Source organism: Streptomyces sp. NPDC054047 (genome assembly GCF_055585065.1).
This window is the reverse complement of the sequence record NZ_JBVJKV010000011.1, coordinates 251,656-276,743: the sequence shown is the minus strand read 5'-3', so window position 1 is coordinate 276,743 and position 25,088 is coordinate 251,656. Positions and strand designations below refer to the sequence as shown.

The following is a 25,088-nucleotide window of genomic DNA, read 5'->3' as shown; positions in this document are numbered from 1 at the left end:
GGGATACCTCACGCACGGCAGCTCACCGCCGGGCTGCCGGACCAGGTGCACTCCCCCGGCGCTTTCGTCCGCCGCAGGCTGCGCGACAAGCTGCCGCCGCAGCTCGCGGCACGGCGTCAGGTCCTCGTGGAGTGCACGCCTCACGAGGTACGGCGGCGAGTGGCGGCGCTCAAGGGCTGTAAGAGCCTGACAGGGTAGGGGTACAACCATTCGACTCCTTGGATTGTCTTGGGCACCGTCCAGGACTGCTCCAAGGAGAGAACCTTCATGCCCATGCCCTTCCGCACCGTTGTCGCCGCCGCGGCCGTCACCGCCCTGACCGGCGGCTTGTTCGTCGCTGGTCCAGTGGCGTCGGCGGCTGCCGCACCCGCCAAGCTCGCCGACGACTTCAACGGTGACGGGCACCGGGACATCGCGGTCGGCGCGCCGTACAAGACCGTCGGCGGGGCGCAGGCCGCGGGTGAGGTGGTCGTGGCTTTCGGGACGGCCGACGGTCCGGCCACCACCGGCAAGGCCTCGCTCACTCAGAGTTCCTCGGGCGTGCCGGGCACGCCCGAGGACAGTGACCATTTCGGGATGTCGATCGCCAGCGGCGACCTCGACGGTGACGGATACGCGGACCTCGTCGTCGGCGCCGACGGCGAGGACGTGGGGGACTTCGAGGGCCAGGGCAGCGTCACCATCCTGTGGGGCGGCGTGAAGCCGTTCACCAGCAGCACCACGACCACCGTGGAGAACCCGGAACAGTGGCAGTCCCACGGCTGGGACGTCGCGGTGGGGGACTTCACCGGCGACAGCGGCGCGGACCTCGCGGTGATCGAGCCGCGCGCGGCCGTCGTCTACAAGGGCGGCTTCGACCGAGCGAGCAAGCCGGTGCCCGCGTACACCCTGTCGGTCCCTGGTGGAGGGCTCCGGTACTCGGAGGCCGCCGTGGGCGACGTCAACGGGGACGGCAAGGACGACCTGGCCGTGACCGGCGATGCCGGGACCGGACGGCCGGGCACCGACATCTTCACGGGTCAGGAGGGCCGCCCGAACCGGATTCAGCGTGTGGACGACGGGAACACCGCCGTCGCTCTCGGTGACGTGAACGGTGACGGCTTCGATGACATGGCCACCTCCCTGACCTGGCCCGAGTTCTTCTCCGTCGACGACCCGAGCAACGGCTCCGGCTACGTCAGGGTCCGTCTGGGCAGCCCGACGGGCTTCGGCGAGCCGGTGACCCTGCACCAGAACAGCGCCGGCGTGCCCGGTGCCAACGAGGACGGCGACAACTGGGGAGCCTCGGTGGCGATCGGTGACGTCACCGGCGACGGCAAGGCCGAGCTGGTGGTCGGCGCCAACGGCGAGCAGCTCGGCGACCTGGACAACGCCGGTGACGTGACCGTGTTCCGCGGTTCCGCCTCCGGTGTCTCGCAGTCCTCGGTCGTGCGTGTTTCCCAGGACACCGCCGGGGTTCCGGGCGCCGCCGAGGCCGGGGATCTCTTCGGCGCGCAGGTCCGGATCGCCGACTACGACAAGGACGGCAAGGGTGACCTGGCGGTGACAGCCTCCTTCGAGAACAACCGCAGCGGCGGCCTGTGGACCCTGCCGGGCACGTCGTCCGGCCTCACCGGTTCCGGTTCCACGTCGCTCAGCTCTGCCGACTTCGGCCTCGCGAGCGGCTCGCGGTTCGGCGAGAGCCTGCTCGACTGAGAACGGTCCCCATCCCCGTCACCGACGGGGATGGGGACCACGTACACCGCCCGCTACCGCCTCGCGGCTGCCGGGCGCGGCAGCTTGCAGCCCTTGCGGCCGAGGTCGATCTTGCTGTCGTGTCCGACGCAGGGCACGATCCCGTACGTCTGCTGGGCGTAGTTGATGCCCTTGCGGACCGTCACGTTGCCCTTCCGGTCCACCTCACACGGGTTGTTGAGGGTGCAGCGCTCGCCGTCCTCGTTCCCCGTGTTGTTGACGGCCGTGACCTTGCCGGTCTTGTGGTCGATCACCGGCGAGCCCGAAGTGCCGCCGATGGTCTGGCACTCGGGGGTGTAGCGGACCGAGTCCTTCCAGGTCCACTCGCCTTCCTTGAGGCGGTACGCGAAACCGTCGATCTTGCAGGTGTACGTCTGCTTCCAGTAGCCGGAGACGACCGTGATGGCTCGCCCCTTGACCGGGTGGTCGTCCTCGATCTCCAGTGCCTTGATGCCGTACTTCTTCTGGATGTCGGCGTAGCTGGTGGTGAGTTGGTAGATCGAGATGTCGGTGTCGGTCATCGTCGCGTACGAGATCTTGCTCGCCGTGAGTGTCGCCTTCTCCGCGCCCTTGGCGTCCAGGAGCTTGAAGGTGCGGGTGGACGGCTGGTCGACGATGACCTCGCCCGCCGCCGGGAAGCCGCTCTCCAGGCAGTGGCCGTTGGAGAGGACGAGCGCGGGGTCGTCCGCCTTCGACTGGGGCGTGCGGACGACGGAGCCCGAACAGTTGCTGAGCGCGACGGTCCCCGCGAAGTCGACGCCCTTCTTCGCGGCCTCCCCCGCCGCTCGCGTCGACGACGTGCCGTCCGGAGCCGCGACCGAGGGTGCGGAGCCGAACCCTACGAGGGTGAGGGCGAGTAAGCCGCCCGCGAGAGCCTTGTTCATGTGTGGAGCCCCCCTTGTAGCTGTGCCCTGTGTGGTTGTCATGGGCATTCTTCGGGGGCCCGTGGAGGGGGACAAGGGGCGAGAACTCTTGACAATTCGGCGGGCCGGCCCGGCTGGGCCGACCCGCCGTGGTCCGAAGCCTTACGGCTTGGGGAGCTCGCAGCCCGAGCGGCTCAGGTCGATCTTGTTGCCGGGCGCCACGCACGGCACGACGCCGTACGTCTGCTGGGCGTAGTTGATGCCCTTGCGGACCGTCACCTTGCCGCTCTCGTCGACCTCGCACGGGTTGTTGTCCGTGCACTCCTCGCCGCTCTCGTTGCCGGTGTTGTTGACGGCGACGACCTTGCCGGTAGCGTCATCGATCACCGGAGAGCCCGAAGTGCCGCCGATCGTCTGGCAGTCGGGGGTGTAGCGGACCGAATCCTTCCAGGTCCAGTTCCCCTCCTTGAGGCGGTAGGCGAACCCGTCGATGCTGCACTTGTACATCTTCTTCCAGTAGCCGGACGCGACGGTGATCGCCTTGCCCTGCTCCGGTCGCGACGCGTTCAGTTCAAGGGCCTTGATGCCGAACTTGCTCTCGATCTCGCTGTAGGTGCTGGTGAGTTGGTAGAGCGAGAGGTCGGTGTCCGTCATCGTGCCGTAGGCGATCTTGCTCGCCTTGACCGTGCCCGCGTTGCCGCCGCTGGAGTTCAACAGCGTGAAGCTGCGCGAAGAGGGCTTGTCGACGACGACTTCGCCGGGCGCCGGGAATCCGGCCTCCAGGCAGTGGCCGTTGGACATCACGAGCGCCGGGTCGCCCGGCTTCGAGTCCGGCACACGGACGACGGAGCCGGAACAGTTGCTCAGCGCGACCGTGCCCGCGAAGTCAACCGCCTTCGCCTTGACGGGCCGTTCGTCGCTGACGGCCGTCGCGGGCACCGCGGTCGCTCCGAGGAGCAGGGCGGAAAAGCACGCGACGACGAGAGGCTTGTTCATGTGGGGGGTCCCCTCTGATGACTGTGTGACCGAAGTTGCTTCGGTTTTGTCATGCGCATTGTTGAGGTACTCGGCCGCGAGGACAAGACCGCATACGGACACGGCTGACCGCTGACAGGACACCCGGAAGGCCCGGCCGCTCCCCCGCACCCCCTACGTGGCGCAAAACACGAGGCGGGTCTCCTTACGCGCCCGTAAGCTCGCGGACATGCAGGTCATCCAGTCGACGAAGCTCGCCAACGTCTGTTACGAGATCCGGGGCCCGGTGCTCGAGGAGGCGATGCGGCTGGAAGCGGCGGGCCACCGCATCCTGAAGCTCAACACCGGCAACCCGGCGGCCTTCGGGTTCGAGTGCCCGCCCGAGATCCTGGAGGACGTCCTCCGCAACGTCGGCGACGCGCACGGCTACGGCGACGCGAAGGGCCTGCTCGCCGCCCGCCGCGCGGTGGTCATGCACAACCAGACCTTGGGCATCGAGACGGACGTCGAGCACGTCTTCATCGGCAACGGCGTCTCCGAACTCATCGTCATGGCCATGCAGGGCCTGCTCGACGACGGCGACGAGGTCCTCGTACCGGCGCCGGACTATCCGCTGTGGACGGCCGCGGTCTCGCTCTCCGGCGGCACGGCCGTGCACTACCGCTGCGACGAGCAGGCGGACTGGATGCCGGACCTCGCCGACATCGAGCGCAAGGTGACCGACCGCACCAAGGCGCTCGTGATCATCAACCCGAACAACCCGACCGGCGCCGTGTACAGCGAGGAGATGCTGCGCGGCCTCACCGACATCGCGCGTCGGCACAACCTCCTGGTCTGCTCCGACGAGATCTACGACAAGATCCTCTACGACGATGCCGTCCACACCCCCACCGCCGCCATCGCCCCGGACCTGCTCACCCTCACCTTCAACGGCATGTCGAAGGCCTACCGGGTGGCCGGATACCGCGTGGGCTGGGTGGCCATCTCGGGGCCGAAGGCCCACGCGTCCTCGTACATCGAGGGCCTGACGATCCTCGCGAACATGCGCCTGTGCGCGAACATGCCGGGCCAGCACGGCGTGGTCGCCGCGCTCAGCGGGCGGCAGACCATCAACGACCTCGTGCTGCCGGGCGGCCGGCTCGTGGAGCAGCGCGACACGGCGTACGACCTGCTCACGCAGATCCCCGGCGTGAGCTGCGTGAAGCCCAAGGGGTCCCTCTATCTCTTCCCGCGGCTCGATCCGAAGGTCTTCAAGATCAAGGACGACCGCCAGATGGTGCTCGACCTGCTCCGCGCCGAGAAGATCATGGTCGTGCACGGCACCGGCTTCAACTGGCCCGAGCCCGATCACTTCCGGGTCGTCACGCTGCCCACCGTGACGGACCTGACCGAGGCCGTCACCCGGATCGGCACCTTCCTGGACGGCTACACCCAGCCCTAGCCCCAGCCCTAATCCGCGGAGAGCCGCCGGAGTCAACTTTAGACTGAATCTAATGTAGGATGGTTTTCAAGCTACCCGCCAGGAGGCCATTCCATGTACGAGCCGATCCGCACCAAGTCGGTCCACGCCATGGCCGACCCCGGCGACTTCCCGCACCGCTCGCGCGAGGAGGAGCTGGACATCCAGCTCGCCGCGCACCTGGCCGCGCTCCTCGCCGTCACGGACGAGCTGCGCGCCCTCGCGCCCGCCACCGACCTGGACGACGCCGCCGAGCAGCTGGCGTCCGAGGTGGCCCGGCTGCGCGGCGGTCTTCCGCCGGTCCGCTCCGCCGTGGTGACCGCGATCCACGAACCGCACCTCACCGCCCTGCACCAGCGCGCCCACGCCCTCGCGGGCCGCGCCCTGGTGGTGGCGGCGTCCCGCGCCGACACCGCGGCGGCGATTCTCGCCGCCCGGCGCATGGACGCGCACGAGGGCGCCGCCCGGCTGGTTGGCGCCCTCTGAGCTGCCACTGAGGCCGCGTGCGCGGCTGCGGGTGATTCGCGGCTTGTCGCGCAGTTCCGCGCGCCCCTACGGGGCGCGGCCCTGAACGGCCCCGGTCCGAAGGCCCTGAGGTCTTCGGACCGGGTGCCATCTGCCCGGCTAGCCGATCACCCGCACCGTCGCCTCGGCCGACGAGCCCGCGTGCAGGGCGTCGCCCTCGTAGCTGACGGCGTAGACCGTCCTGCCGCGCTTGTTCGGCAGGTCCTTGATCCTGAACGTGCCGTCGGCCGCGACCGATGCCGAGGCCAGCTCGCCCGTCGTGCCGAACCGGTCGGTCCGCGTCACCTTCAGGCTGATCCCGGACGGCAGCGCACGCCCCTGCCCGGTCAACGTGCCGGTGATCTCCACACCACCCGTACGGGTCGCCTCGGCGGGCGCCGTCAGCTCGATCGCCGTCGCCGCCTTCGCCACGTCGACGGTGACCGTGACGTCCTGGGCGGGGCGGTGCGTGACGTCGCCGAGGAACCGCAGCGTGTACGTCGCCTCGCCGAGCCGGTCCGGCACGTCCAAGACGGTGAAGCTGCCGTCGGCCGCGACCTTGGCGGCCGCCACCTCCTGCGTGCCGTCGGCGTCCTTGCGGACGGCCTCGACCTTCACCGGCTCCGCGGGCGCGGGCCCGTCCAGCTCCAACTTGCCGCGGATGCCGAGCGGTTCACCGACCACGGGCTTGGTGGGCGTGGTGCTCAGGGTGCCCGTGAAGCGCGAGTCGTACTGGGCGGCCGGGGGCTTGATGACGTGCAGCCAGTGGCCGCCGCCGCCGTCCGAGGTCACCGCGAAGAGCCGCGAGCCGTCCTTGGCCCAGCTCAGACCCTGCGGCACGACCCGCGCCCCGTCGAGCTCCCCCTCGAAGGCGAACTCCAGCGGTGCGCCGCCGTCCGCCGGGTCGGCGGGCTGGATCAGCAGGTCGGACGTGCTGCCGGAGGCGGCCGCGCCCCGCGCCACGTACTTCCCGTCGCCGCTGAACGCCACCGCCGACGCCTTCGCGCCCTCCGGCAGCGGCTGGTAGCCGACCGGGGCGTCCGCCAGGTCGGCGGCGTCGAGCAGCCGGGTGCCGTACGCGGCGTCCGCCACGGCGATCCGCTTGCCGTCGGCGCTCTGGGCGATGTCCTTCAGGTCGAGCGCGCCCTTGCCCTCGGCGTCCGCGAAGCGCCGCTGGGGGCCCCGCACCAGGTTCTCGCCGCTGGCGTCGAAGGTGGCGAGGAACGCGTTGGCCGCGTTGCCCGCGCCCGCCTGCCCCATCACGAGCCGGTCCGGCGCCCCGGGCCCGGTGTCGAGCCGCAGCCGCCCCTCGCTGTTCCAGCCGGTGTTGGTCGAGGAGGTGCCGTTGACCCCGTACAGCAGCGCGATGTTGTCGGGGCGGTCGCAGTACGAGCCGCCGGTGTACGGCGTCTCCGTGAACCACGTCTTGCCGCCGGCGACGGCCACCTCCCGGCCACAGGTGACGTCATAGGGCGTGCTCGCCGCGCCGGTCCTGGCCTGCGTCGCCGTGTCGAACGTCAGGATGCGGTTGGACTGCGACACGTGCAGCGTCGCGCCGTCCGCGCTGAGCGCCATGCCGGACGCCGGCTGATCCGTGGCGAGCGAACCGACGCGTTGTCCCTGGAAGTTGTAGACCAGGACGGCGCTCGCGCCACTGCCGCTCATGCGTCCGTCGGTGACGTAGACCCGCTCCTGCGCGTCGTCGACCACCATCGCCCCGAACGAGGAGATCGGCAGCTTCGCCACCTCGTCCGACGGAGTGGCGGCGTACGCGGCGGGCGCGGTGACGGCGACCAGACCGGCCGACCCCAGGACCGCCGCGAGCGCGGCGCCCGTCACACGCCTTAACCGCTGAGAGTGCTTCAACTTGTCCCCCCACAGGCTCATTTGGTGGCCCGAAATGATCGAAGGGCCGCCGTGTGGGGTCATTGAAACATGTGAGGGGCATGTGAAGGCGGCGTATGCAAGATGCGGATATACGCGGATGGGCCCCGCACGCCGTTGTGCGGGGCCCATCCGGAATGCGCGGGATCTCAGCCGAGACGCTGCACCAGCGCGCGGTACTCGTCCCACAGCTCCTTGGGCGTGTGGTCGCCGAAGGTGTTCAGGTGCTCGGGGACCAGCGAGGCCTCGTCGCGCCAGACCTCCTTGTCGACCGTGAGCAGGAACTCCAGGTCAGCGGTGGGCAGTTCGAGCCCCTCGGTGTCCAGCGAGTCCACCGTCGGCAGGATGCCGATGGGGGTCTCGACGCCCTCGGCCTTGCCGTCGAGGCGGTCGACGATCCACTTCAGGACGCGGCTGTTCTCACCGAAGCCGGGCCACACGAACTTGCCGTCGGCGTTCTTGCGGAACCAGTTCACGTAGTAGATCTTCGGCAGCTTGGACTGGTCGGGCTTGTCGGCGCCGACCTTGACCCAGTGGGCCATGTAGTCGCCCATGTTGTAGCCGCAGAACGGCAGCATCGCGAACGGGTCGCGGCGCAGCTCGCCGACCTTGCCCTCGGCCGCGGCGGTCTTCTCGCTCGCCACGTTGGCGCCGAGGAAGACGCCGTGCTGCCAGTTGAAGGACTCCGTCACCAGCGGCACCGCGCTGGCGCGACGGCCGCCGAAGAGGATCGCCGAGATCGGCACGCCCTTGGGGTCCTCCCACTCGGGCGCGATGATCGGGCACTGCGAGGCGGGCGTGGTGAAGCGCGCGTTCGGGTGCGCGGCCGGGACGCCCGACTCGGGCGTCCAGTCGTTGCCCTTCCAGTCGGTGAGGTGGGCCGGAGTCTCCTCCGTCATGCCCTCCCACCAGACGTCGTTGTCGTCGGTGAGCGCGACGTTCGTGAAGACCGAGTTGCCCCACAGGGTCTTCATGGCGTTGGCGTTGGTGTGCTCGCCGGTGCCGGGCGCGACGCCGAAGAAACCGGCCTCGGGGTTGATCGCGTAGAGCCGGCCGTCCTCGCCGAAGCGCATCCAGGCGATGTCGTCGCCGATGGTCTCGACCGTCCAGCCGCGGACCGTCGGCTCCAGCATGGCGAGGTTCGTCTTGCCACAGGCGGACGGGAAGGCCGCCGCGACGTACTTGCTCTCGCCCTGCGGGGGCGTCAGCTTCAGGATCAGCATGTGCTCGGCCAGCCAGCCCTCGTCGCGCGCCATGACGGAGGCGATGCGCAGGGCGTAGCACTTCTTGCCGAGCAGGGCGTTGCCGCCGTAGCCCGAGCCGTACGACCAGATCTCGCGGTCCTCGGGGAAGTGCGAGATGTACTTGGTGGAGTTGCAGGGCCACGGCACGTCGGCCTCGCCCTCTTCGAGCGGGGCGCCGAGCGTGTGGACGGCCTTGACGAAGAAGCCGTCGTCGCCGAGCTCGTCCAGGACCGCCTGGCCCATGCGGGTCATGGTGCGCATGGAGACCGCGACGTACGCGGAGTCGGTGATCTCGACGCCGATCGCGGAGAGCGGCGAGCCGACCGGGCCCATGCAGAAGGGCACGACGTACATCGTGCGGCCGCGCATCGAGCCGCGGAAGACGCCCTTCTCACCCGTGAAGATCTCCCGCATCTCGGCGGGGTCCTTCCAGTGGTTGGTCGGGCCCGCGTCCTCCTCCTTCGCGGAGCAGATGAAGGTGCGGTCCTCGACGCGCGCGACGTCGGTCGGGTCGGAGGCCGCGTAGTACGAGTTCGGGCGCTTGATCGGGTCGAGCTTCTTGAAGGTGCCCTTGGCGACGAGCTCCTCGCACAGGCGCTCGTACTCGGCCTCGGACCCGTCACACCAGACCACGCTGTCCGGCTGCGTCAGTTCGGCGATCTCGCTCACCCAGGAGACGAGGTCCTGGTGGTTGGTGGGGGCGGTGCCCTGGGACTCAGAGAGAAGGGGAGCCGCGATGTCGCGCGCCACGATTGCTCCTATACGAGGGGTTTATAGGTTTGTTGCCCCGTGGGGGCTGCGACCCGGACGCTTCACGTGTTGTTCCCTCTGGCGCTCATCCGGTGCCGACCGCACTCATTTGATCATCCGACGCTTCCGCGCATATGTCCAGAGGGCCTCACACGTGAGCGGCGTGAGCATCGCCACTCGCTCGGGCGGCCTTCTGTACGCGAGTCCGTCACTTGTACGCTCGGGTATCACCGTGAGCATCGCCACTTGTACGCCACGGCTCTCCCCTGACTGATGCCTAACTTACGGTTGCGTAGGTACGATTCCTCTCATGACCGCTCCCGTCCCCGACGCGATCACGGACCCCCCGACCAAGGGCGCCGACTCGTCCGCGCTCGATGCCCTGCCGCTCCCGGACCTCTCCGAAGTGAAGCCGAAGATGCGCGGCTGGCTGCACGCGGGCATGTTCCCCCTGGTCCTCGTGTCCGGCATCGTGCTCACGGCACTCACGGACTCCACCCGTGGCCGGATCGCCGTCGGCATCTACGTCCTGTCGGCCTGCCTGCTCTTCGGAGTGAGCGCGATCTACCACCGGGGCACCTGGACCCCGCGTGCGGACGGCGTGCTGCGCAGACTCGACCACGCGAACATCTTCCTGATCATCGCCGGCACGTACACCCCGCTGACGATGCTGCTGCTGCCCGGCTCCAAGGGGCAGTGGCTGCTGTGGGGCGTCTGGGGCGCGGCGGTGGCCGGCATCCTCTTCCGCGTCTTCTGGGTCGGCGCGCCGCGCTGGCTCTACACCCCTTGCTACATCGCGATGGGCTGGGCCGCGGTCTTCTTCCTGCCCGACTTCATGCGGGCGGGCGGCATCGCCGTCCTGGTCCTCGTGATCGTGGGCGGACTGCTCTACAGCGCGGGCGGCGTGATCTACGGCATCAAGCGCCCCAACCCCTCCCCGCGCTTCTTCGGCTTCCACGAGGTCTTCCACTCGCTGACGCTGGCCGCGTTCGCGGTGCACTACGTGGGGATCTCGCTGGTGGCTTACCAGCACGGGTAGTCACCACGCCCCACCCTCTCCTTCTCCTTCTTATGGCCGCGGCTTTCGAGCCGCGGCCATGTGCGTGCGCGGGCGCGGACCGACGCAGGTATTGACGGTGACTACCTTTTGAGAGCTACTCTCATTTCATGGCCACTGTCACGAATGCGTCTGCCGTGGAGCAGCGCGACCCCCGCCGCTGGTGGGCGCTCGCCGCCCTCGTCGCGAGCATGCTCGTGCTCGGTTTCGACATGACGATCCTCAACGTCGCCCTGCCGACGATGGCCGGGCAGCTGGACGCGAGCACGGGCGAGCAACAGTGGATGGCGGATGCGTACGTCGTCGTCTTCGCGGCCCTGATGCTTCCGGCCGGGCTGCTCGGCGACCGGTTCGGGCGCCGCAAGATGCTGGTCACCGGGCTCGGCGTCTTCCTGGTGGGCTCACTGCTCGGCGCCCTCGTCCACTCCGTCGAGCTGGTCGTCGTGGCGCGGGCGGTCATGGGCATGGGCGGCGCGCTCGTCATGCCGCTCGCCCTGGCCGTGCTGCCCGCGCTCTTCGCTCCCGGCGAGCGGACCAAGGCCATCGGCATCGTCTCGGCGGCCTCCGCGCTCGGCGCGCCGCTCGGGCCGATCGTCGGCGGCTGGCTGCTCGACCACTTCTGGTGGGGCTCGATCTTCCTGATCAACGTCCCGATGATCGCGATCGGCATCACGGCCTGCGTCTTCCTGCTCCCGGAGACGACCGACCCGTCCTCCCCCAAGGTCGACGTCGCCTCCACCGCGCTCACCGCGGCCGGTCTTGGCGCGCTCATCTACGGGATCATCGAGGCTCCCGTACGCGGCTGGGGCGACCCGCTGATCCTCGGCATGTTCGGCGGCGCGGCCGTCCTGATCACCGCGCTCGTCCTGCGCGAACGGCGCATGCCGCGCCCGATGCTCGACATGTCGCTGCTGCGAAACCGCGGCTTCCTGCTCAACACGCTCGCGGCGACCCTCGTCATGTTCGTCCTGTCGGGTCTGATGTTCGTCCTTCCGCAGTATCTCCAGGCGGTGCTCGGCCACGACGCCTTCGGCACCGGGCTGCGGATGCTGCCGATGATGGGCGGCCTCCTCGTCGCGGCGAGGGGCGCGGAGCCCGTCGTACGCCGCTTCGGCCCGCGTGCGGTGATCAGCGCCGGGCTCGTCGTCCTCGCCTTCGCGGCGATCCTCGGCAGCCGTACGACGGTCGAATCCGGCTACGGCTTCACCGCGCTCTGGCTCACCGTCGCCGGACTCGGCTTCGGCTTCGCCGTCGTGCCGTCCATGGACTCGGCCCTCGGCGCGCTCCCCGTCGAGCGGGCGGGGTCGGGCACGGGTCTCCTGATGACCGTGCGGCAGGTGGGCGGCGCCGTCGGGATCGCGCTGCTCGGTTCGCTGCTCTCCAGCGTGTACGTCGACCGCCTCGACACCGCGCGGCTGCCGGACGCGGCGGCGCAGACCGCGGGCGATTCGGTGGTGGCCGCCCACGCGGTCGCCGAACGGCTCGGGGCTCCCGGGCTCGTGGACTCCGCCGACGCGGCGTACATCGACGGCATGGTGACGGTCCTCCTGGTGAGCGGCATCGCGGCGCTGGTGACGGCGCTGCTGGTCGCGGCGCTGCTGCCGAAGGCGGCCGGCACGACGCCGGACGGCGCCGACATGGCACGGCGGCCGGAGGATGCCCGACAATGAGCGCCATGACCGCCGCACGCACCACCGCTTCCGCGCACGGCCCCCGGCCGGGGCTCCGCGAACGGAAGAAGCTCAAGACCCGCATCGCGATCCGTGAGGCCACCTACCGGCTGATCGAGGAGCAGGGGTACGAGGCGACGACGGTCGAGCAGATCGCGGAGGCGGCGGAGGTGTCGGCGTCGACGGTCTTCCGCTACTTCCCGACCAAGGAGGACATCGTCCTCACCGACGAGTACGACCCGCTGCTCGAGGACGAGTTGCGGGCGCGCCCCGCGGACGAGCCGATCGTGGAGTCCCTGCGGATCGTGCTGTGCAGGGCGGTGGGCCTCGGATTCACGGAGGAGCCCGAGGTCTCGCGCCTGCGTACGCGCCTGATGATCGAGGTGCCCGCCGTGCGGTCCCGGCTCCTGGAGAGCATGTCGGTCACCGGCCAGATGCTCTGCCGCGTCATCGCGGAGCGCAGCGGCCGCGACCCCGGGGAGCTGGAGGTCCGGGTGTTCTCGATGGCCCTGATCGCCGCGCTCACGGAGACGGCGGCGTACTGGGCGGAACACGGCCACCAGGACGACCTGGGCGAGCTGGTGGGCCGCACGATGGACATGCTGACCTCCGGCTTCGGCACGGGTGCGCCGGAAGCCTGACACTCCGCGCGGTCCCGCCCGCGGGGCCGCGGGAAATCCCCGGCCGTGCGCGTTCGGCCCGTGCCATCCTGACCGCATGAACGGTCCGGAGATCCTCATCCGCTTCGCCCCCGAGCTGGGCCTCTTCGTGCAGCACGACCGAAGGGGCGGCCCCACCAAGGCCGTTACGGACGGCGCGTCCACGCTCGGGCACGTCGTCGAGTCGCTCGGGGTTCCGCTGACGGAGGTCGGCTCGCTGGTGGTGGACGGCGCGGAGGTCGCGGTCTCGCACGTCCCGGCGGCGGACGAGTCGGTCGAGGTCCGCGCCGTCCCCCGCCCCCAGCCTCTCCCCGACGCGCCCCTGCGCTTCCTCCTGGACGTCCACCTCGGCACGCTGGCGCGGCGCTTGCGCCTGCTCGGCGTGGACACGGCGTACGAGAGCACGGACATCGGCGACCCCGCCCTGGCCACGCGCTCGGCCGCTGAGCGGCGGGTGCTGCTCAGCCGGGACCGGGGCCTGCTGCGGCGGCGGGAGCTGTGGGCCGGCGCGTACGTCTACAGCGACGCGCCGGACGAACAACTCCGGGACGTACTGAGCCGTTTCGCCCCCGCCCTGCACCCGTGGACCCGCTGCACGGCGTGCAACGGCTCGCTGCGGGCGGCGAGCAAGGAGGAGGTCGCGGAGCGTCTGGAGGGCGGTACGCGAGGGACGTACGAGGTGTTCGCGGAGTGCGGGGAGTGCGGGCGGGTGTACTGGCGGGGGGCGCATCATGACCGCCTTGAGGGGATCGTGGCGCGGGCGGTGGCGGAATTCTCCCCGCCCCCGCCCCTTCCCGAAAACCCGCTCGGCGCGGGGGCCTAGCTGGGGCTCCGCCCCAGACCCCGCTCCTCACACGCCGGAGGGGCTGAAATACAGCCCGGGGGCCGGACCCTGGGTGGGCACCCGCTCCGGCCACAGACCCGGGGGCTCCGCCCCCGGACCCCCGCTCCTCAAACGCCCGGAGGGCTGGATCTCCAGCCCGTCCGGCGTTTGAGGACAAACTCGGCGGAGCCGGTGATGGACGGCCACCAAGGCCCCCGCGCCAGAGCCCTCAGCCAGACAGCTTCGCCGCCAGCTCCCCCACGTCAGTGGTAGGCGCGTCGCAGACGAACCGCCGGCACACATAGGCCGCCGGAAGCCCCTCCACCAGCCCCCGCCCCGCGAGCAGCGGAAGCTCGCCGTCCGCAGGCCCGGCGGCGATCACCGCCCCAGGCGCCCCCGCGAGCATCGCGGTGCGGTGCAACTCGCCGCCCACCGGACCGATCACGGCCACCTCCCGCGGCCCGTCCAGCGCCGCCTCCGCCACCGCAAGGCCATGCCCGATGAACCGCGGCGCCCGCGGCGCGAGCCCCTTCACCACGCCCAACGCCCGCTCCGCAGCCAGACGATGCGGCTCGGCCCCGGTCTGCGCCGCGTACGAGAGCAGCGCCCCCGCGGCCGCCGTCCACCCGGACGGCACCGCGTTGTCCGTGGGGTCCTGCGGCCGCCGGATCAACTGCTCGGCGTCCGCGGCCGTGTCGTACAGAGACCCGGACTCCGCGTCCACGAACTGGCCGAGCACGTGGTCGAGGAGGAACCCGGCGAACTCCAGCCAGACCCCCTCCCCCGTCACGGACGCCAGCGCGAGGAACCCCTCCGCGACATCGGCGTAGTCCTCCAACACGCCCGCGTTCGCGCCCACTTGGCCGTCCTTGGATGTCCGGGAGAGCCGTGCGCGGTCGTCCATGTGCAGCCGTACGAGCAGGTCACCGGCGCCCACCGCAGCCGCCACCAGGTCGGGCCGGTCGAAGTACGCGCCCACCTCGGCGAGCGCGGCGACCGCGAGCCCGTTCCAGGCGGCGACGATCTTGTCGTCGCGGCCGGGCGCGGGCCGCTCCGAGCGCGCCGCGAGCAGCCGCTCCCGGATCGAGGCGATCCGGTCGGCATCCGCCACCGCGCCACCGCCCCCGTCCCCGCTCCCGCCCTCGGGGAGCTGCAGCACCGAAGCGCCTTCCTCGAAGGTCCCTTCCTCCGTCACCCCGAAGTACGCGACGGCGGTCTCGGCGTCCGCGTCGCCGAGCACCTCACGCAGCTGCTCCGGCGTCCACACGTAGTAGGCGCCCTCGACGTGCTTGCCGGTGGTGGCGTCCTCGCTGTCCGCGTCGAGGGCGGAGGCGAACCCGCCCTCGTTCGTGCGCAGTTCGCGCACCATGAAGTCGGCGGTCTCCAGGGCGACGCGCCGCGCGAGGTCCGAGCCCGTGGCCCGCCACAGGTGGGCGTAGACCCGGCAGAGCAGGGCGTTGTCGTACAGCATCTTCTCGAAGTGGGGCACGACCCACTCCCGGTCCACGGAGTACCGGGCGAACCCGCCGCCCAGCTGGTCGTAGATCCCGCCGCGCGCCATCCGCTCGCAGGTGTCGGCCGCCATCTGCAGGGCGCCCTCCGAGCCGGTGCGGGCGTAGTGCCGCAGCAGGAACTCGACGACCATGGACGGCGGGAACTTGGGCGCGCCCCCGAATCCGCCGCGCGATGCGTCGTAGTCGCGCGTCAGGCCGAGCAGCGCCTGCGCGAGCTCGTCCTCGCCGGGCAGCTCGTCGGCGCCGAACGCCAGCTGGCGCTCGGAGAGGTCGCGCACAATCTTGCCCGCGACCTCGGCGACCTCGTCGCGCCGGTCCGTCCAGGCGCGCCGCACCCCGTCGGCCACCTGCTGGAAGGACGGCATGCCGTGCCGGGGCTCGGGCGGGAAGTACGTGCCGAAGTAGAAGGGCTCGGCGTCGGGCGTCAGGAAGACCGTCATGGGCCAGCCGCCCTGACCCGTCGCGGCCTGCACGGCCTCCATGTAGACGGCGTCGATGTCGGGCCGCTCCTCGCGGTCGACCTTGACGTTGACGAAGTGCTCGTTCAGGAAGGCGGCCGTGCCGGCGTCCTCGAAGGACTCGTGCGCCATGACGTGGCACCAGTGGCAACTGCTGTACCCGACGCTGAGCAGCACGGGAACGCCGCGCTCCCGCGCCTCCGAGAAGGCCTGCGCCGACCAGGGCCACCAGTCGACGGGGTTGTCGGCGTGCTGAAGAAGGTAGGGGGACGTCTCATGGGCCAGTCGGTTCGGCATGCCTTCCATCCTCGCGCACCCGGCCCTCCGATCCGTGGACTGCCCCACGTGATCCGCGGACTCCCTCGCGCCGGAGCTCCGTACGCAGGACACTTGTGCCCGCAGGTGACTATTGCTCTCGGAGGGGGACCCATATGCGGGACAGCCATCGGGCCGAAGCCGAGCGGCTGTTGGTGCGGGCGGTGGAGGAAGAGGTGCGCCGCTCCGGCGGGCGGATCGACGGGGGCGTGCTGCTCTCGCGGGCCCGGGGCGCGCTGGATGCCATGGGGCAGAGTGCCGCCGAGGAGTACGCCGCCTACACGCAGGCCGTGGACGAGGCGGAGGCGGGGCAGCTCTCCTTCGGGCAGCGGTACGCCAAGGAGGGGGCCGGAACTCCCCTGCTGGTGGCGGCCGTTGCCGCCGTGGGCGCGTGCCTGGCCGACCTCGTGCTCGGGACCGGGGTCTCGACCGCCATGGGGGCGGGCGCCGCCGTCGCCGTCGCCGGTGCGGCCACCACCGTCCTGAAGGTCACCGCGTCCCACGTGCCCGCGGCCAGCCGCCGCGCCGGTGCGGTCAGCCAGCCGGGCGGGCCCGAGCAGCTGCGGCTGCAGTGGCTGACGGCCCTGGAGGTGCGGGGCATCCGGCCCTTCCTGGACCAGCAGCGGGTGCTCCAGGCGTCCTCCGGCTCCGGCAAGAAGAAGGCCGCGCCCCAGCTGCGGGGCACGGACAAGAGCGCGGCGGCCCGCAGGCGCACCGTACTGGAGCAGTCCTTCACCCAACTGCCGGAGCCGGACGGGCCGTTCGCCGGCCGCCGCGCCGAGCTCGCCCGCGTCGCCCAGTGGGTGCACGCGGCGCGGGCCAGCACCGAGACCCGGCCCACCGTCGTCGTGCTGCACGGCGCGCCGGGCTCCGGGCGGTCCTCGCTCGCGGTGCGTGCCGCGCACGATCTGCGGGACCAGTTCCGGGGCGCCTGCGTGGTCGACCTGCGGGGCGAGAGCTCCAAGCCGCTGTCCACGCGGGACGCGCTCCTGCATCTGCTGAATCGATTGGGCGCCCCGCGCGAGCAGCTCCTCATCCGGGAGCGCTCCTCGCAGGAACAGCAGCTCAAGCGGCTCAGCGAGCTGTACCACCAGTATCTGACCGGGCTCGCGGTGACCGTCGTGCTCGACGACGCGAGCGACCCGGAGCAGGTGCGCACCCTGGTGCCCGAGCGCTCCGACAGTCTCGTCCTTGTCACCACCCGCAAGCCCCTGGAACTGCCCGCCGACCTCCCGGCCTGGGTGCACCAGCTGCCGGTGGAGCCGCTGGACGCGGCGGGCGCGGAGGAGCTCCTGCGGGATGCGGCCGAGGACGCGTCGGGGCCCTACGACGCCGAATCCGCCGACGCGGTGCGGGAGTTGTGCGGCGGCCTGCCGCTCGCCCTGCGCGTCGCCGGGTCCTCGATCGGCGCGCGCACACCGAGCCGGCTCGCCGCCGACCTCGCGGCGTACGGCCCCGTGGAGCCCGTCGAGCGCGTCCTGTGGCTGCGCTACACCGACCAGACCGAGCCCGCGCGGCGCCTCCTGCGCAGGCTCGCGCTCGCCGGCCGCGCGTCCCTGGGGGCGGCCGCCGCCGCTGCCCTGCTCGGCGCCGACGAGACGGAGGCGGCCCGCCAGCTGACCGCGCTCGCGCGCGCGGGCCTCGTCGACCACGTGCGCGGCAGCCGCTACCGCCTGCACGATCTCGTACGCGCCTTCGCGCTCGCCCGTCTCATCGACGAGGAGGAGCCCGCCGAGCGCACGGCCGCCCAGGAGCGGCTCATCGTCAGCTACAGCGAGCTCGCCGGATCGGTGATCCGCCTGGTCGACGGCAAGATGTCGACGCGGGCGGGCCAGTTCGACCGGCACGGCTTCTCCTCGCTCGAAGCGGCCCTGCGCTGGCTGGACGACGAGTCCAGCTTCATCACGGCGACGCTGCGGCACGCGGAGGGCGTGGACCAGGAGGCGGTGCTCAACCTCCTGGGCGCGCTGTGCGACTACTGCCTGCTGCGCGGCGACCTCTACCGCCTGGGCGAGATCAGCGAGCTGACGCAAGCCGTCGACCAGGGGCTCCTCACACGCAGCGTGCGGTGGCGCACCGGCATCGCGTCCCGCCAGCTCGGCGAACTCGACCAGGCGCGCACCACCCTGACGTCGGTCGTGGACCTGTACATGGAGGCCCACCAGGACGCGGGCGCCGCTCTGGCCCTGTGCTCGCTGGGGATCACCCTGCACCACCAGGGCAATCTGACGGAGGCGTCCGCGCGGCTGCACGAGGCCCTGGAACTCCAGGCCGCCGACGAGCTCGCCGGTGACCGCGCCTGGACGATGCACGCCCTCGCCGCCGTGGAGCGCGACCGCGCCAACCTCAACGAGGCGCTGGGTCTCCTGGAGGCCTCGCTCGTCCTGCACCGCGAGAACGACTCCCTGCACGGCGAGGCCTGGGCGCACTTCCAGCTCGGTCAGCTCTGCCTGCGCATGGGCGACGTACCGCGCGCGGAGAAGCAGCTCAAGGGCGCCCTCGACCTGTACGGGCGCACGCGCGACGGCCGCGGCGAGGCCTGGGCCCTGACGCAGCTGGCGCGCGCCCGCCTGGTGGACGGCGACGCGTCGGCCGCGGTCGACGGGCTGCGCCAGGCGGTGTCCCGGCACCGCGACAACGAGGACGCGCGCGGCGAGGCGTGGAGCGCCTACTACCTGGGCCAGGCCCTGGAGGAGGCGGGCAGCCTGGACCAGGCGGTGCGCGAGCTGGAGCGCTCGCGGACGATGTTCTCGCGGATGCGCGACGTGTACGGCCTGGCCTGCGCCCGGCACCACTCGGCCCGGGTGACCCGCGACCAGCGCGCCGCCCAGACGGGCTCGCTGCGCAACTCCGGCTTCGCCCGCCAGCTCCTGGTGGACGCCCGCGCCGACTTCCAGCGCATCGGTGTCGCGCACGGCGAGGCCTGGACGTGCCTGGAGCTCGCGGTGGTGGACGCGGGGAACACGCGCGCCCAACAGGCGCTCGCCCTGTGCGACGAGGCGGCCGCGCTGTTCGCCTCGTACGGCGACCGGCGGGGCGAGGACTGGGCCCGCTTCCTTCGCTGCACCCTGCTGCCGTACGGATCGCCCGGCGGCTGGGAGATCGGCACCGCGGTCGCCCAGGAGGAGCTCAGCCAGCTGGCCCGCGCCGGTCACCCGACGCGCGACGGCAAGCTGGACGACTACATGGAGGCGTACGGCCTCCTCCTGGAGCGCGGCGCCGACCTGGAGGCCGGCTGGCAGGCCTGGCGCCTGGGCATGGTGCCGAACCGTCACTCCCGCGAGGTGATGGGAGTGACGGTGGCGGCAGCGGGCTAGCCCTTGCGGGGCTCGGCCTCGGAAGCCCTCGCCTCCGAGGCCGAGGCCTCCGCGGGCTCCTTGAAGTCGACCTTCCGCATGTGCTTGCTCATCGACTTCATCAGACCCCAGACGGCGAGAGCCATCACCGCGAAGACGATGAAGCCGAGAACACCCGGGGTCACCTTGTCATCGTCGACCTCTTTGGCGAGAGGGACGAGATGCGTCATTGCCAGATGTGCGTTCACGCTAGGCATTGTCGCGGATGCCCGCAAAGAGGTCGTCCTCGGGGAGGGATGTATCGACGAGCGACTTCGCGAGCTCGTACTCCTCCGTGGGCCAGACCTCCTTCTGGAGCTCCATCGGCACCCGGAACCAGCCGCCCTCGGGGTCGATCTGCGTGGCGTGCGCGATCAGCGCCCGGTCGCGCACCTCGTAGAAGTCGGCGCAGGGAACATGCGTGGTCAGCGTGCGCTCGACCCGCTCGAACTCGTCCCAGCGCTTGAGCCAGTCCCCGTACGGCGACTCCAGGCCCTTGTCGAGCATCGCCTGGTGCAGCGCCTCGGTGCGCGGCCGGTTGAAGCCCTGGTTGTAGTAGAGCTTCTTCGGCTGGTAGACCGGGCCGAACTCGCTCTCGGGGTACTTCTCGGCGTCCGCCGCCCCGTCGAAGGCCACCATCGAGATCTTGTGGGTCATGATGTGGTCGGGGTGGGGGTAGCCGCCGTTCTCGTCGTACGTCGTGATGACCTGCGGACGGAAGGAGCGGATCTGCCGGACCAGCTCACCGGCCGCCTTGTCGACGTCCTCCAGGGCGAAGCAGCCCTCGGGCAGCGGCGGCAGCGGGTCGCCCTCGGGCAGCCCCGAGTCGACGAAACCGAGCCAGTCCTGCTTGACGCCGAGGATCTCGCGCGCCTCCTCCATCTCCTTGCGGCGCACCTCGTGGATGTTCTGCTGGATGTAGGTGTCCCCCTGGAGCTTGGGGTTGAGGATGTCGCCGCGCTCCCCGCCCGTGCAGGTCACGACATGCACGTCCACCCCCTCGGACACGTACTTGGCCATGGTGGCCGCGCCCTTCGAAGACTCGTCGTCGGGGTGGGCGTGGACGGCCATCAGTCGAAGCTGCTCAGTCAAGACTCTGATCCTCAGTGATCCGGCGCCCTCGGTCATTCGGCGCAATGGGCGGCTTCTATAGTGACGGAACCGGGGGGCGGAAAATTCCGGCATCCCTTTTCCTGGAGGACGATCATGACCGCCGTGGGCGAGAAGATCCCCGAGGGCCGATACGGCCGCTCGCGCACGGCCGACGAGCGCGCGGACCGGAAGCTGAAGATCACCGGCGGCGTCCTCGGCGTGCTCTTCCTCCTGATGATCGGCTGGTTCGGATACGACTACGTCTCCGGCACCAAGGTCAGCGGCGAAGTGATCAAGTTCGAGGTCGCGTCGGACAGCGCGGTCAAGGTGCACCTCGAGGTGCGCAAGGACGCGGACGCGCACGGCTACTGCACCCTGCGCTCGCAGGCCGAGGACGGCGAAGAGGTGGGCCGCGCCGACTTCCGCTTCGATCAGGACACGGGCCGGATCGACAAGGTCGTCACGCTGCGCACGAAGGCGCGCGGGACGAGCGCGGAGCTGCTGGGCTGCCACTCGGACTGACGTCGGCCGCCGCCGGAGTGCCGTCGGAGTGCCGTCGGGGTGCCGTCGGGGTGCCGTCGGGGTGCCCCTCGCGCCACACCGGTCGTCCGACGCCCCCGGCGTACCTGCTCTCACCTGCGTTGACGTATTTCTGATGGCTTATGTCCTCCCCCTCACGCGCCTGAATTGTTAGGCTCGTGGTTTCGCCCACCCGTTAGGGAACATCCTTCTGGGTAGGGCGATGCTTTGTATTCCCAGTACCTACGAGGAGCACCTGTGACCCAGACCAGCGAAAACGTCACCTGGCTGACCCAGGAGGCGTACAACCAGCTCAAGGCCGAGCTGGAGTACCTGTCTGGTCCTGCGCGCACCGAGATCGCTACGAAGATCGCGGCGGCACGTGAGGAGGGCGACCTGCGCGAGAACGGCGGGTACCACGCGGCCAAGGAGGAGCAGGGCAAGCAGGAGCTCCGCGTCCGCCAGCTGACTCAGCTCCTGGAGCATGCGAAGGTCGGCGAGGCGCCGGCCGCGGACGGCGCGGTGGCGCCCGGCATGGTCGTGACGATCGCCTTTGACGGCGACGAGGACGACACCCTGGCGTTCCTGCTCGCCTCGCGCGAGTACGCGAGCAGCGACATCGAGACGTACTCGCCGCAGTCCCCGCTGGGCAGTGGCGTGAACGGCAAGAAGATCGGCGAGGACGCGCAGTACGAACTGCCGAACGGCAAGCTCGCATCGGTGAAGATCCTCGAGGCCAAGCCCTACCAGGCCTGAGGCCTCTTCGGTTGATGATCGGTTGACGTTAAAGGCCCCCCGCGCCCCGCGCGGGGGGCCTTTCGCGTGTCCGCGGTCAGGTCACGTGTCCGCGGTCAGGCCGTGGCCGAGCGGTACTTGCGGACCGCGAGGGTCCGGAAGAGCACGACGATCAGGATCGAGTAGATCACCGAGGCCCAGACGGGGTGCTGCATGGGCCAGGCCGACGAGTCGACCACTCCTGGGTTGCCGAACAGCTCGCGGCAGGCCTGGACGGTGGCGCTGAAGGGGTTCCAGTCGGCGATGGTCCGGATCCAGGTGGCCATGTTGTCCGTGGGGACGAAGGCGTTCGAGATGAACGTGACCGGGAAGAGCCAGATCAGGCCGCCCGAGGTGGCCGCCTCCGGGGTGCGCACCGAGAGGCCGATGAGCGCGCCGATCCAGGTGAAGGCATAGCCGAGCAGGAGGAGCAGGCCGAAGGCGCCGATCGCCTTGCCGATGCCCTCGTGGACCCGCCAGCCGACCAGGAGCGCCACGATCGCGAGCACGACCAGGGTGAGCGCGGTCTGCACGAGGTCGGCGATGGTGCGGCCGGTGAGGACGGCGCCGCGCGCCATGGGCAGCGAGCGGAAGCGGTCGATGAGGCCCTTGTGCATGTCGTCGGCGATGCCCGCGCCGGCGCCCGCGGTGGCGAAGGTGACGGTCTGGGCGAAGATGCCGGCCATCAGGAACTCGCGGTAGACACTGGGGTCCGTGCTGCCCCCGATGTTCATCGAGCCGCCGAAGACGTAGGCGAAGAGCACCACGAACATGATCGGCTGGATCAGGCCGAAGATGATCATCTCCGGGATGCGCGTCATGCGGATGAGGTTGCGCTTGGCGACGACGAGCGAGTCGTTGACCGACTGGACGACGCCGCCGCGCGGCCTGGGGGCCACGGTCCGGACCGCTTCGGTTGTCGAGCTCACTTCGCGCCCTCCGTGTCTTTGCCGTTCTCGCCGATCTCGCCGATCTCGCCGTTCTCGCCGTTCGTTGCCTCGGCCGCGTGGCCGGTCAGGGAGATGAACACGTCGTCCAGGGTCGGGCGGCGCAGTCCGATGTCGTCGATCTCGACCCCGCGGGCGTCCAGCTCGCGGATGACCTCGGCGAGCAGCTTGGCGCCGCCGGTGACCGGGACCGTGAGCTTGCGGGTGTGGTTCTCGACGGCGACCTCGCCCTTGCCGAGGCCGCGCAGGACCTCCGTGGCCGGGGTGATGTCCTCGCGCTCGTGCACCACGACCTCGACGCGCTCGCCGCCGGTCTGCGCCTTGAGCTGGTCGGAGGTGCCGCGCGCGATGACCCGGCCGTGGTCGATGACGCAGATGTCGTGCGCCAGGTGATCGGCCTCTTCGAGGTACTGGGTGGTGAGCAGCAGGGTCGTGCCGCCCGCCACCAGCTCCTGGATGACCTCCCAGAGCTGCTGGCGGTTGCGCGGGTCGAGGCCCGTGGTCGGCTCGTCCATGAACATCACCGGGGGCGAGACGACGAGCGCGGCCGCCAGGTCCAGGCGGCGGCGCATGCCTCCCGAATACGTCTTGGAGGGGCGGTCGGCCGCGTCGGCGAGGTTGAACCGGTCGAGCAGCTCGCCGGCCCTGGCCTTCGCCTCCTTGGCCCTCATCTGGTAGAGCTGGCCGACCATCTGGAGGTTCTCGCGGCCCGTCAGATATTCGTCGACGGCGGCGAACTGGCCCGAGAGGCCGATCGAGCGCCGCACTTCGTTCGGATGCTTCAGTACGTCGATGCCCGCGACGACCGCCCGGCCGCTGTCCGGCGTCAGAAGCGTCGTCAGACAGCGCACCGCCGTGGTCTTGCCCGCGCCGTTCGGTCCCAGGAGACCGAGCACGGTGCCTTCCGGGACATCCAGATCAACGCCGTCCAGAGCCCTTACGTCGCCGAAGGTCTTCACGAGACCTTCGGCGTAGATGGCGCCTGGCATGAGGGTTCTCCCCGTGGTTTGGGTGACTTCCTTCGGAAAAGCTTAGATTTGCCGGGTATCGCGCGCCCGGCGACCAGCGACGTGAGACACACCATAACGCGATACATCGCGTCTCTTCAACGGGATGGGCGAAGCCTGTGGACAACGCGGAGCGGCCGGGGGGGAACGGCGTCGGACGTAAGGGACTCGCGGCGGGGCACGGCGTCATCGGCCTCAGCGGCCGGCCGATCAACCGATGACGGTGTAGCCCGCCTCGCGCAGGGCCACGCCGACCTCGGCGCAGTGCGCCGGACCCTTGGTCTCCAGGTGCAACTCCACCTCCACCTCCGTGAGTCCCAGGCGCGGATCGGTCCGCACATGGCCCACGTCGAGGACGTTGGCGTCGACCACTGACAACACCCCGAGAAGCGTGGCCAGCGCCCCGGGCCGGTCCGTGAGGCGAAGGCGCAGCGACAGATAGCGGCCCGCGGCCGCCATGCCGTGGCGCAGGATCCGCTGCATCAGGAGCGGGTCGACGTTGCCGCCCGACAGGAGCGCGACCACCGGGCCCTCGAACTCCTGCGGCCTGCTCAAGAGCGCCGCGACGGGGCTCGCGCCCGCGGGCTCGACGACCATCTTGGCCCGCTCCAGGCAGAGCAGCAGCGCGCTGGACAGCTCGTCCTCGGAGACGGTGACCACGTCGTCCAGCAGCTCGTCGATGATCCGGAACGGCACGTCGCCGGGGCGCCCGACCTTGATGCCGTCGGCCATCGTCGCCGGGTTCTCGATCGACACCGGGTGCCCGGCCGCGAGCGAGGGCGGGTACGCCGCGGAGCCCGCCGCCTGCACGCCGATCACCTTGACGTCCGGGCGCAGCGTCTTGACCGCCACCGCGATGCCCGCCGCGAGCCCGCCGCCGCCGACGCCCAGGACCAGGGTGCGCAGCTCGGGGCACTGCTCCAGGATCTCCAGGCCCACCGTGCCCTGCCCCGCGATGATGTCCGGGTGGTCGAAGGGGTGGATGAAGACGGCGCCCGTCTCGTGCGCGTACTCCTGCGCGGCGGCCAGCGTCTCGTCGACCACCTGGCCGTGCATCCGCACCTCCGCGCCGTACTCGCGGGTCGCGGCGACCTTGGGCAGCGGGGCGCCCACCGGCATGAAGACCGTGGACCGCACGCCGAGCAGCGAGGACGCGAGGGCCACGCCCTGCGCGTGGTTGCCCGCGCTCGCGGCGACCACACCGGCCGCGCGCTCCTCGGGGAGCAGGCCCGCGATCCGTACGTACGCGCCACGCAGCTTGAAGGAGCCCGTCCGCTGGAGGTTCTCGCACTTGAAGTGGACCGGCGCGCCCACCAGCTGCGAGAGGTGCCTGCTGCCCTCCATCGCCGTCACCCTGGACACACCCGAGAGCATCTTCTGGGCGCCGCGCACGTCGTCGAGGGTGACCGTCGGCAAGGAGTGAGGCGTGCGGTAGCTCATGACGGCCAGTCTCCCAGCTCACACCAGGGTCCTCCTGTGGTGACCACGTGCCGAGACTGGTTTGC

The 25,088-nt window shown here is 70.7% G+C and carries 20 protein-coding genes; 10 read left to right on the top strand and 10 right to left on the bottom strand.

Features of this window, described 5'->3' with window-relative positions; all coding sequences use genetic code 11:
* The first annotated feature begins 267 nt into the window (after positions 1-267).
* Complete coding sequence (locus ACZ6ZP_RS33575; protein ID WP_383826343.1) at positions 268-1,695, top strand: FG-GAP-like repeat-containing protein; 1,428 nt, start codon at positions 268-270, stop codon at positions 1,693-1,695.
* A 53-nt stretch (positions 1,696-1,748) separates the two neighbouring features.
* Here the strand turns inward: ACZ6ZP_RS33575 and ACZ6ZP_RS33570 are convergent, their stop codons facing one another.
* Positions 1,749-2,618: a trypsin-like peptidase domain-containing protein gene (locus ACZ6ZP_RS33570; RefSeq protein WP_351170529.1), complete on the bottom strand. Its 870-nt coding sequence runs from the start codon at positions 2,616-2,618 to the stop codon at positions 1,749-1,751.
* A 141-nt stretch (positions 2,619-2,759) separates the two neighbouring features.
* On the bottom strand, positions 2,760-3,593 hold the full coding sequence (locus ACZ6ZP_RS33565) for a S1 family peptidase (RefSeq protein WP_366462964.1): 834 nt from the start codon (positions 3,591-3,593) through the stop codon (positions 2,760-2,762).
* A 208-nt stretch (positions 3,594-3,801) separates the two neighbouring features.
* On the opposite strand from ACZ6ZP_RS33565, the gene ACZ6ZP_RS33560 reads away from it, so the two are divergent.
* Both ACZ6ZP_RS33560 and ACZ6ZP_RS33555 read left to right on the top strand, forming a co-directional pair.
* Positions 3,802-5,013 (top strand): pyridoxal phosphate-dependent aminotransferase, encoded by a 1,212-nt coding sequence (locus ACZ6ZP_RS33560; protein WP_351170535.1) that lies wholly within the window; start codon positions 3,802-3,804, stop codon positions 5,011-5,013.
* A 93-nt stretch (positions 5,014-5,106) separates the two neighbouring features.
* Complete coding sequence (locus ACZ6ZP_RS33555; RefSeq protein WP_351170538.1) at positions 5,107-5,517, top strand: SCO4983 family protein; 411 nt, start codon at positions 5,107-5,109, stop codon at positions 5,515-5,517.
* 138 nt (positions 5,518-5,655) lie between these two features.
* Here the strand turns inward: ACZ6ZP_RS33555 and ACZ6ZP_RS33550 are convergent, their stop codons facing one another.
* Both ACZ6ZP_RS33550 and ACZ6ZP_RS33545 read right to left on the bottom strand, forming a co-directional pair.
* Positions 5,656-7,374, bottom strand: a complete 1,719-nt coding sequence (locus ACZ6ZP_RS33550) for an Ig-like domain repeat protein (protein ID WP_469409541.1) — start codon at positions 7,372-7,374, stop codon at positions 5,656-5,658.
* A gap of 194 nt (positions 7,375-7,568) precedes the next feature.
* On the bottom strand, positions 7,569-9,413 hold the full coding sequence (locus tag ACZ6ZP_RS33545) for a phosphoenolpyruvate carboxykinase (GTP) (RefSeq protein WP_351170544.1): 1,845 nt from the start codon (positions 9,411-9,413) through the stop codon (positions 7,569-7,571).
* A 310-nt stretch (positions 9,414-9,723) separates the two neighbouring features.
* Here ACZ6ZP_RS33545 and trhA point away from each other — a divergent pair, with 310 nt between their 5' ends.
* From trhA to ACZ6ZP_RS33525, 4 genes are all read left to right on the top strand, one after another.
* A complete protein-coding gene (gene trhA, locus ACZ6ZP_RS33540) occupies positions 9,724-10,452 on the top strand; it encodes a PAQR family membrane homeostasis protein TrhA (RefSeq protein ID WP_351170547.1) in 729 nt (242 codons plus the stop codon).
* 128 nt (positions 10,453-10,580) lie between these two features.
* A complete protein-coding gene (locus ACZ6ZP_RS33535) occupies positions 10,581-12,140 on the top strand; it encodes an MFS transporter (RefSeq protein WP_469409537.1) in 1,560 nt (519 codons plus the stop codon).
* Positions 12,137-12,781 (top strand): TetR/AcrR family transcriptional regulator, encoded by a 645-nt coding sequence (locus ACZ6ZP_RS33530; protein ID WP_361471489.1) that lies wholly within the window; start codon positions 12,137-12,139, stop codon positions 12,779-12,781. Before ACZ6ZP_RS33535 ends, ACZ6ZP_RS33530 begins: the two co-directional genes overlap by 4 nt.
* A gap of 76 nt (positions 12,782-12,857) precedes the next feature.
* Positions 12,858-13,622, top strand: coding sequence for a Mut7-C RNAse domain-containing protein (locus ACZ6ZP_RS33525; protein ID WP_469409535.1), 765 nt, complete (start codon positions 12,858-12,860; stop codon positions 13,620-13,622).
* A 229-nt stretch (positions 13,623-13,851) separates the two neighbouring features.
* On the opposite strand, the gene ACZ6ZP_RS33520 is transcribed toward ACZ6ZP_RS33525, so the two are convergent.
* Complete coding sequence (locus ACZ6ZP_RS33520; protein WP_361472749.1) at positions 13,852-15,891, bottom strand: thioredoxin domain-containing protein; 2,040 nt, start codon at positions 15,889-15,891, stop codon at positions 13,852-13,854.
* A gap of 134 nt (positions 15,892-16,025) precedes the next feature.
* Between ACZ6ZP_RS33520 and ACZ6ZP_RS33515 the strand changes: the two genes are divergently transcribed.
* Entirely contained in the window at positions 16,026-19,226 is a 3,201-nt protein-coding gene (locus tag ACZ6ZP_RS33515) for a tetratricopeptide repeat protein (protein ID WP_351170562.1), read from the top strand.
* Here the strand turns inward: ACZ6ZP_RS33515 and ACZ6ZP_RS33510 are convergent.
* A complete protein-coding gene (locus tag ACZ6ZP_RS33510) occupies positions 19,223-19,435 on the bottom strand; it encodes a hypothetical protein (protein WP_383826404.1) in 213 nt (70 codons plus the stop codon). The two genes, ACZ6ZP_RS33515 and ACZ6ZP_RS33510, sit on opposite strands and share 4 nt — an antisense overlap.
* 19 nt (positions 19,436-19,454) lie before the next feature.
* The gene (gene mca, locus ACZ6ZP_RS33505; protein WP_351170568.1) at positions 19,455-20,336 is read right to left on the bottom strand and encodes a mycothiol conjugate amidase Mca; all 882 of its coding nucleotides are present in this window, start codon (positions 20,334-20,336) and stop codon (positions 19,455-19,457) included.
* Between the two features lie 114 nt (positions 20,337-20,450).
* On the opposite strand from mca, the gene ACZ6ZP_RS33500 reads away from it, so the two are divergent.
* Together ACZ6ZP_RS33500 and greA are read left to right on the top strand one after the other, a co-directional pair.
* Complete coding sequence (locus ACZ6ZP_RS33500) at positions 20,451-20,858, top strand: DUF4307 domain-containing protein (protein WP_351170571.1); 408 nt, start codon at positions 20,451-20,453, stop codon at positions 20,856-20,858.
* Positions 20,859-21,113: 255 nt separating this feature from the next.
* A complete protein-coding gene (greA, locus tag ACZ6ZP_RS33495; RefSeq protein WP_249588092.1) occupies positions 21,114-21,611 on the top strand; it encodes a transcription elongation factor GreA in 498 nt (165 codons plus the stop codon).
* Between the two features lie 95 nt (positions 21,612-21,706).
* On the opposite strand, the gene ACZ6ZP_RS33490 is transcribed toward greA, so the two are convergent.
* The 3 genes from ACZ6ZP_RS33490 to ilvA all read right to left on the bottom strand — a co-directional run bounded on the left by ACZ6ZP_RS33490 (position 21,707) and on the right by ilvA (position 25,023).
* On the bottom strand, positions 21,707-22,558 hold the full coding sequence (locus tag ACZ6ZP_RS33490) for an ABC transporter permease (protein ID WP_399983678.1): 852 nt from the start codon (positions 22,556-22,558) through the stop codon (positions 21,707-21,709).
* Entirely contained in the window at positions 22,555-23,565 is a 1,011-nt protein-coding gene (locus ACZ6ZP_RS33485) for an ATP-binding cassette domain-containing protein (RefSeq protein WP_469409530.1), read from the bottom strand. Before ACZ6ZP_RS33485 ends, ACZ6ZP_RS33490 begins: the two co-directional genes overlap by 4 nt.
* A gap of 228 nt (positions 23,566-23,793) precedes the next feature.
* Positions 23,794-25,023 carry a threonine ammonia-lyase gene (gene ilvA, locus ACZ6ZP_RS33480; RefSeq protein WP_469409528.1) on the bottom strand — a complete coding sequence of 410 codons (1,230 nt, stop codon included), beginning with the start codon at positions 25,021-25,023 and terminating at the stop codon, positions 23,794-23,796.
* Positions 25,024-25,088: the final 65 nt, after the last annotated feature.